The sequence below is a fragment of the Nocardia carnea genome, assembly GCF_029869215.1.
Classification (GTDB): domain Bacteria; phylum Actinomycetota; class Actinomycetes; order Mycobacteriales; family Mycobacteriaceae; genus Nocardia; species Nocardia carnea_B.
Genome location: NZ_JARWPM010000219.1, coordinates 1 through 5,750, shown reverse-complemented (window position 1 = coordinate 5,750; position 5,750 = coordinate 1). Strand labels below are relative to the sequence as shown.

The window sequence follows — 5,750 nt, the reverse complement described above, 5'->3', positions numbered from 1 at the left end:
GACCCGCCCCATTCGCGATCGAACGCGGGCTGCACGCTGGCGATGATCCCCCAGCGGCCGAGCGCATCGATATGGGAACTGTCCAGCAGTTCGGCGTGTTCTACGCGATGCCCGCAGGCCGCGACGGCGGGGCCGGTGACCCCAGCGACCACCGGCACCGCCGTGTCAGTGCGGTCCGGCGATGCCGAACAGCAGGGCTTCGATACCGGACCGGAACACGGCGTCGTTATCGGCGGCGCGTTGGCCGGGGGCGTCGGACCGGGCGAAGAGGGCGGCCAGGTGCGGATAGTCACCCAGGCGCAGCATCGCCTGGATATGCCCGGAATCGCCGCCCGGGGCGGGCACCGATTGTCCCGCGGCCTCCTGGCCGGCGAATACGGTGACCCAACCGGAGATCATGGCGATACCGGTCATCGTCTCGGCCGGTGGTAGGCCGGCGGGGGCCAGCACCGCGACCATGTGGTCCAGGTATCGCAGCGCGTGGGGGCCGAGGGCGGCCGGGGTCACTCCGATCAGCCATCGGTGGCGGCGGTACAGCGCGCGGCCCTGTTCGGCGACGGCGAGAACGTCGGCGCGCAGATCACCTGTGGGGGGCGCGAATTCGTATTCCGCGGCCACCCGGTCGTACATCAGCGCCACCAGATCCTCCTTTCCCGACACATAGCGGTACAGGGAGGCGGCGCCGGTGCCCAGTTCTTCGGCGACCCGCCGCATCGACAGCGCCCGCATCCCTTCCGTGTCGGCCAGCCGGACGCAGGCCGCCGCGATGTCGTCGAGGGTCAGGCCGGGCCGGGGGCCGGGTTTGCGGTCGTCGGCCCGGAGCCACAGCGCGGTCGTCGGTTCGGCGGAGGGCATCCGGTAAGCATGCCTCGAGCCAGTTGCGAACACTGTTCGCAATCCATTACAGTTCAACTGCGAACAGCGTTCCCAATAAAGGAGTGAATGTGGCGGCGATCGAGGCCCGCGGGCTGACCAAGAGATACGGCGAACACACCGTGGTCGATGCCGTCGACCTCCAGGTGCCGGCAGGCCGGGTCCATGCCCTGCTCGGGCCGAACGGGTCGGGCAAGACCACGACGGTACGGCTGCTCGCCACCCTGCTGCGCCCGGATGGCGGGACCGCCCGCATCGCCGGCTACGACACCGTGCGCGATACCGCGCAGGTCAAGAAACGCATCGGTCTGGTGGGGCAGTTCCACGCGGTCGACCCGCGACTCACCGGGCTGGAGAACCTCACCATGTTCGGCCGGATGAACGGCCTCCCGGCCCACCGCGCCCGAACCCATGCCCGGGAACTACTCGAACGGTTCGATCTCGGATCGGCCGCCGATCGGCTCGCCCGGGACTATTCGGGCGGGATGCGCCGCCGGCTGGATATCGTCGCGGCGATGGTCGTGCGGCCGGCCGTGCTGTTCCTGGACGAGCCGACCACCGCGCTCGACCCGCGCAGCCGCAACCAGATCTACCGCTACATCGAGGAATTCGTGACCGAGGGCACCACGGTGCTGCTCACCACCCAGTACCTGGACGAGGCCGATCGGCTCGCGGATTCCGTCACCATTCTCGACAGCGGCCGGGTGATCGCGTCCGGAACACCGCATGAACTCACCTCGAGTATCGGCGCCGGCCTCGACCTGGTGGCCGATCGGCACCGCCGCCGTGAAATCGACACCGTCCTGGCCGATTTCGGCGGTATCGCCACCGCGCCCGACAGCACCGAAACCGGCGCGCCCCTGTCGTATTCCTTCCCGGACGCCGCGGTTCCGCTGCTGCCGATCCTGCGCGCCCTCGAGGAGGCCGGCATCGAAGTGCACGATATCGGCCGCCGCCGCGCCACTCTCGACGACGCTTTCCTCGCCCTCACCGGCCCCACCGCAAGGACACCGCGATGACATCTCCCACCGCGCACTCACCCTCCGTATTCGCCGCCACCGCAACAACCTTCGGTCGCGTGCTCGCGGCCTACCGGCACTCCCCCGGACTGCTCGCGATAACCCTGGCCGCCCCGGCAGGCATGATGCTGCTGTTCGGTTTCGTCTTCGGCGGCGCGCTCGCCGGCGCCGGCGACGCGGCGGCCTACCGCTCCTACCTCACGCCCGGCGTACTCGTCCTGGTGGCGGCCATGGGGCTCACCGCCACCGCCGCCACCGCCAACGCCGACCTGAACAGCGGCCTCACCGACCGCTTCCGGACGCTACCCCTCCCGGGGCTTTCGGTGCCCGCCGGCCTCGCCCTCGCCGAAACACTCACCGGCGGTCTCGCATTGGTCATCATGTCGGGAATCGGTTTCGCGGCGGGCTGGCGCATCGACGCCGGCGCCGCCGCAATCCTCGCCGCGGTGGCGCTACTGCTGCTGTTCCGTTTCGTGCTGAGCTGGGCCGGGATCTGCCTCGGCGCGGTGATCCGGGACGAGCAGATGCTCCAGCAGGTCGCGCCGCTGATCTTCGGGACGATCATGTTCTCGAATGTTTTCGTCCCGACCGAAACCATGCCCGGTCCGCTGCGCGCCTTCGCGGAATGGAACCCGGTGAGCGCCGTCGTCACCGCGCTGCGGGAGTTGTTCGGTGCACCGGGCACGGTTCCCGGCGACGCGGCGTGGCCGCTGCGGGAACCGGTCGCGGCTGCGGCGGCCTGGCTGACGATCGCGCTGGTCGTAACTGTTCCGGTAGTACTGCGACAGTACGGAACGGCCCGGCCGCGCCGATCCTGATCGTGCGGTGGTGACGAATCGCGCCGCCACCGCACACTACTGACGGCTGTAGGCGAAACCACCCGGCCGACTCGGCCACCGCGGACCGGCCGAGATCGCGGACCGTCTCCAGGTTCGGCCCGGCGGTTACGACGAGACCCGCTCGCCTTCGCCGAGTGCCGCCGCGAGCGCGGTGAGCCGCGCCTGCAGAAAGGCGCGAGCGACACCGGTAGCGCCTTCGACCAGGTCGAAACCGTGGTATGCGCCGTCGACCTCGTGCACTTCGCAGGGCACCCCCGCGGCGCGCAACCGGTCTGCGTAGGCGAGATCCTCGGCGTGGAACAGGTCGTTGGTGCCGACCCCGATCCAGGCGGGCGCGAGACCCGCCAGGTTCTCGTATCGCGCGGGCGCGGCGAGCGGCGGGACGTTCCCGCCGGTCGCCGGACCGAGATAGGAGGACCAGCCGTACTGATTGTTGCGGGCGCTCCACATCCGCAGCCGGCGTGGATCGATACCGGCGGCGGAGGTCCGGTCGTCCAGCATGGGGTAGGACAGCAGCTGGAGCACCGGCCGGATCTCGCCGCGGTCGCGGGCGAGCAGTGCCAGCGCCGCGGCCAAACCACCGCCCGCGCTCTCGCCCGCGATCGCGATCCGCTCCGCGTCGACCTCGGATTGCTCCGCCAGCCAGCGCAAACCCGCGTAACAGTCCTCCAGCGGCACCGGGAAGGGGTGGTCCGGCGCCAGCCGGTACTCCACCGACGCCGCCACGATCCCCAGACGGTCGGTGGCGAGGCGGCAGAACCGGTCCCCCATCGCCGCATTGCCGATCACATAACCGCCACCGTGGATGAACAGCATTGCCGGCGCCGGTTGCGGTGCCGCGGCGGGCCGGAACACCCGGACCGTCACCGCCTCGTCGACCCGCTCGACAGTCCCGCCGACCGGCCGCGCCGCCCCCGAACGACCGGTGAGGCGGCGGATGACGCCGAGAGTGCGCGGATGCACGATCGAGCGGGGCAGCAACCGGGCCCGGCGCAGATCGGGATGGAAGGTGGGCGAAGGCATCGACGAGCCGTCCTCTCGCTGTCGAACCGGGTGGGGAACCGCCCGGGCCCTCGCAGCCTACGCGGATCCGATCGCCGGCCGGTCCGATTCGGACGCCCGGATATTCGGTTGCCGGCCGGCACCCCATTCCGCAAGCTGATTCGATGACGATCGGCCTGCCGCCCGATGTGGTGGACAATATCCGCACCACTTTCGAGGAGCGCGGCGAACGCTGGCTCGCGGACCTGCCGGGGATGGTGGACCGGCAGTGCCGGATGTGGGAGTTGGAACTGATCGGGCGGCCGTTCTCGGGTGGTACGCATTCGTTCGTTGCGCCGGTGCGGCGTGGCGACGGCTCGGTGGCGGTGCTCAAGATCGCGGTACCCGATGAGGAGAACGCCGGTGAGGCCACCGGAATGTACTGCTACCAGGGTGAGGGCGCGGTCCGGCTGTACGATTTCGACCCGGCGAGCGGCGCGTTACTGCTCGAATGGGCGCGGCCGGGGACCCCGCTGATCGCACAACCACGGATTCCGCTGGAGGGCAGGCCCGAGAACACCGGCAAGATCCGGATCGCCTGCGCGCTGTACCGCCGCCTGCGCCGCCCGCCCACCGAAATTCCGGCCGGATTCCCCGCCCTGCCGCTGGTGGCCGATATCGTCTCCGACTGGCAACAGAGCCTGTTCACCCCGGAGCTGACCGCCTACCTGCCCGCGGAGGTCACCGCCCGCGCCCGTGACCTCCGCGCATGGCTCACCGTCCCCGACGGCCCGCTGCTGATCGTCAACCGCGATACCCATCTGGGCAATATCGTCGCCGCCGAACGCGAGCCGTGGCTACTCATCGATCCCAAGGCCTTCCTCGGTGAAGCGGCCTTCGATGCCGGTTTCCTCATTATGAAACAAGTGGAGACCCGCCCCGATGCGGTCCTGGCGCGCCGGATGGTCGCCGCCACCGCCGACGGTCTCGACGTGGATCGCGAGCGAGCCCACGCCTGGGCCTATCTGCGGACGATCGAGGAGATCGGCTGGTCCCTCGAGGACGAGCGGCCCGACGATGCCGCCCGCTACCGCGAGGTGCTGGCCGCCCTGTCGTGAAGACCCGGGCTGCATATCCATTCGGCAGGCCGGTGACCGGCACGGCCAGTATGGTTGTGGCGCAGATCGTATCGGCGCGCAGCGGCCGGTCCTGATCGATGGGAGGGTCGCTCATGCGCTGGGACAGTGTGGCCGCCTGCGGTCCCGAATCGTTCTCCGGACTGGCCGACGGATTCGTCCCGATGGCACACGAATTCGGCGACGAACCGAATTGGCGGGCCGGCCTCACCACCCAGGCATCGGGCACCTACACCTTGCTGCACTGGGATCAGCGCGGCGGGCGCCGCTGCCACCGGACGGTCAGCCATATCCGTGCCGTCCCGGGCGACGATTTCTACTGGGTCGTGATCCCCGACCGCGGCCCCTTCGGGATCCGTTTCGGCGACGACATCACCCGGATCGAACCCGGTCAGGCGACGGCGGTGGGTCTCGACAAGCCGTGCCATCTGGATATTCCCGAGATGGCGGCCTATGCCATGCAGGTGCCGCGCACCGAATTCGACCACCGGGTGCGCCCGCGTAAGCATATGAACCGGGTCTTCGATATGACCCGCGGCCTGGGCCGGGTCGCCGACGCCATGATCCGCGGCGCGCACGCCGAACAGTCGCGGCTTTCCGATCGCGAATTCAACGCGGTCTGCGACCGCATCACCGAATTGCTGTGCATGATGGCCGCCGGCGAGACCGCACCGCAGCGCGCCCACCACGCCGAGGTCGCGGAGAGTATCCGCCGCTACCTGCGCACCCATATCGGCCGCGGCGATGTCCGGCTACCCGCCGTCGCGCGGGCGCTCGGCTGGTCGGAACGGCAACTGCGGGTGGTATTGCAGGAATCGGGCACCACGTTCCGTGACGTCCGCCGTGAGGAAGCGCTGCGGGTGGGGGGGCGCGAAAAAGGGGGGGGGGGCGGCCCCACCCCC

At 70.0% G+C, this 5,750-nt stretch carries 6 protein-coding genes; 4 read left to right on the top strand and 2 right to left on the bottom strand.

Annotation, left to right across the window (positions count from 1 at the left end; all coding sequences use genetic code 11):
• Window positions 1-165 precede the first annotated feature (165 nt).
• Window positions 166-855, bottom strand: coding sequence for a TetR/AcrR family transcriptional regulator (locus QH276_RS15425; RefSeq protein WP_280396815.1), 690 nt, complete (start codon window positions 853-855; stop codon window positions 166-168).
• Window positions 856-944: 89 nt separating this feature from the next.
• On the opposite strand from QH276_RS15425, the gene QH276_RS15420 reads away from it, so the two are divergent.
• Entirely contained in the window at window positions 945-1,892 is a 948-nt protein-coding gene (locus tag QH276_RS15420; RefSeq protein ID WP_280396814.1) for an ATP-binding cassette domain-containing protein, read from the top strand.
• Entirely contained in the window at window positions 1,889-2,710 is an 822-nt protein-coding gene (locus QH276_RS15415) for an ABC transporter permease (protein WP_280396813.1), read from the top strand. The genes QH276_RS15420 and QH276_RS15415 overlap by 4 nt, the downstream gene beginning before the upstream one ends.
• Before the next feature lie 126 nt (window positions 2,711-2,836).
• Here the strand turns inward: QH276_RS15415 and QH276_RS15410 are convergent, their stop codons facing one another.
• Window positions 2,837-3,754, bottom strand: a complete 918-nt coding sequence (locus QH276_RS15410; protein WP_280396812.1) for an alpha/beta hydrolase — start codon at window positions 3,752-3,754, stop codon at window positions 2,837-2,839.
• Window positions 3,755-3,897: 143 nt separating this feature from the next.
• On the opposite strand from QH276_RS15410, the gene QH276_RS15405 reads away from it, so the two are divergent.
• Together QH276_RS15405 and QH276_RS15400 are read left to right on the top strand one after the other, a co-directional pair.
• Entirely contained in the window at window positions 3,898-4,830 is a 933-nt protein-coding gene (locus QH276_RS15405; RefSeq protein WP_280396811.1) for an aminoglycoside phosphotransferase family protein, read from the top strand.
• A gap of 113 nt (window positions 4,831-4,943) precedes the next feature.
• A partial coding sequence (locus tag QH276_RS15400) for a hypothetical protein (protein ID WP_280406778.1) occupies window positions 4,944-5,750 on the top strand: 807 nt, incomplete at its 3' end.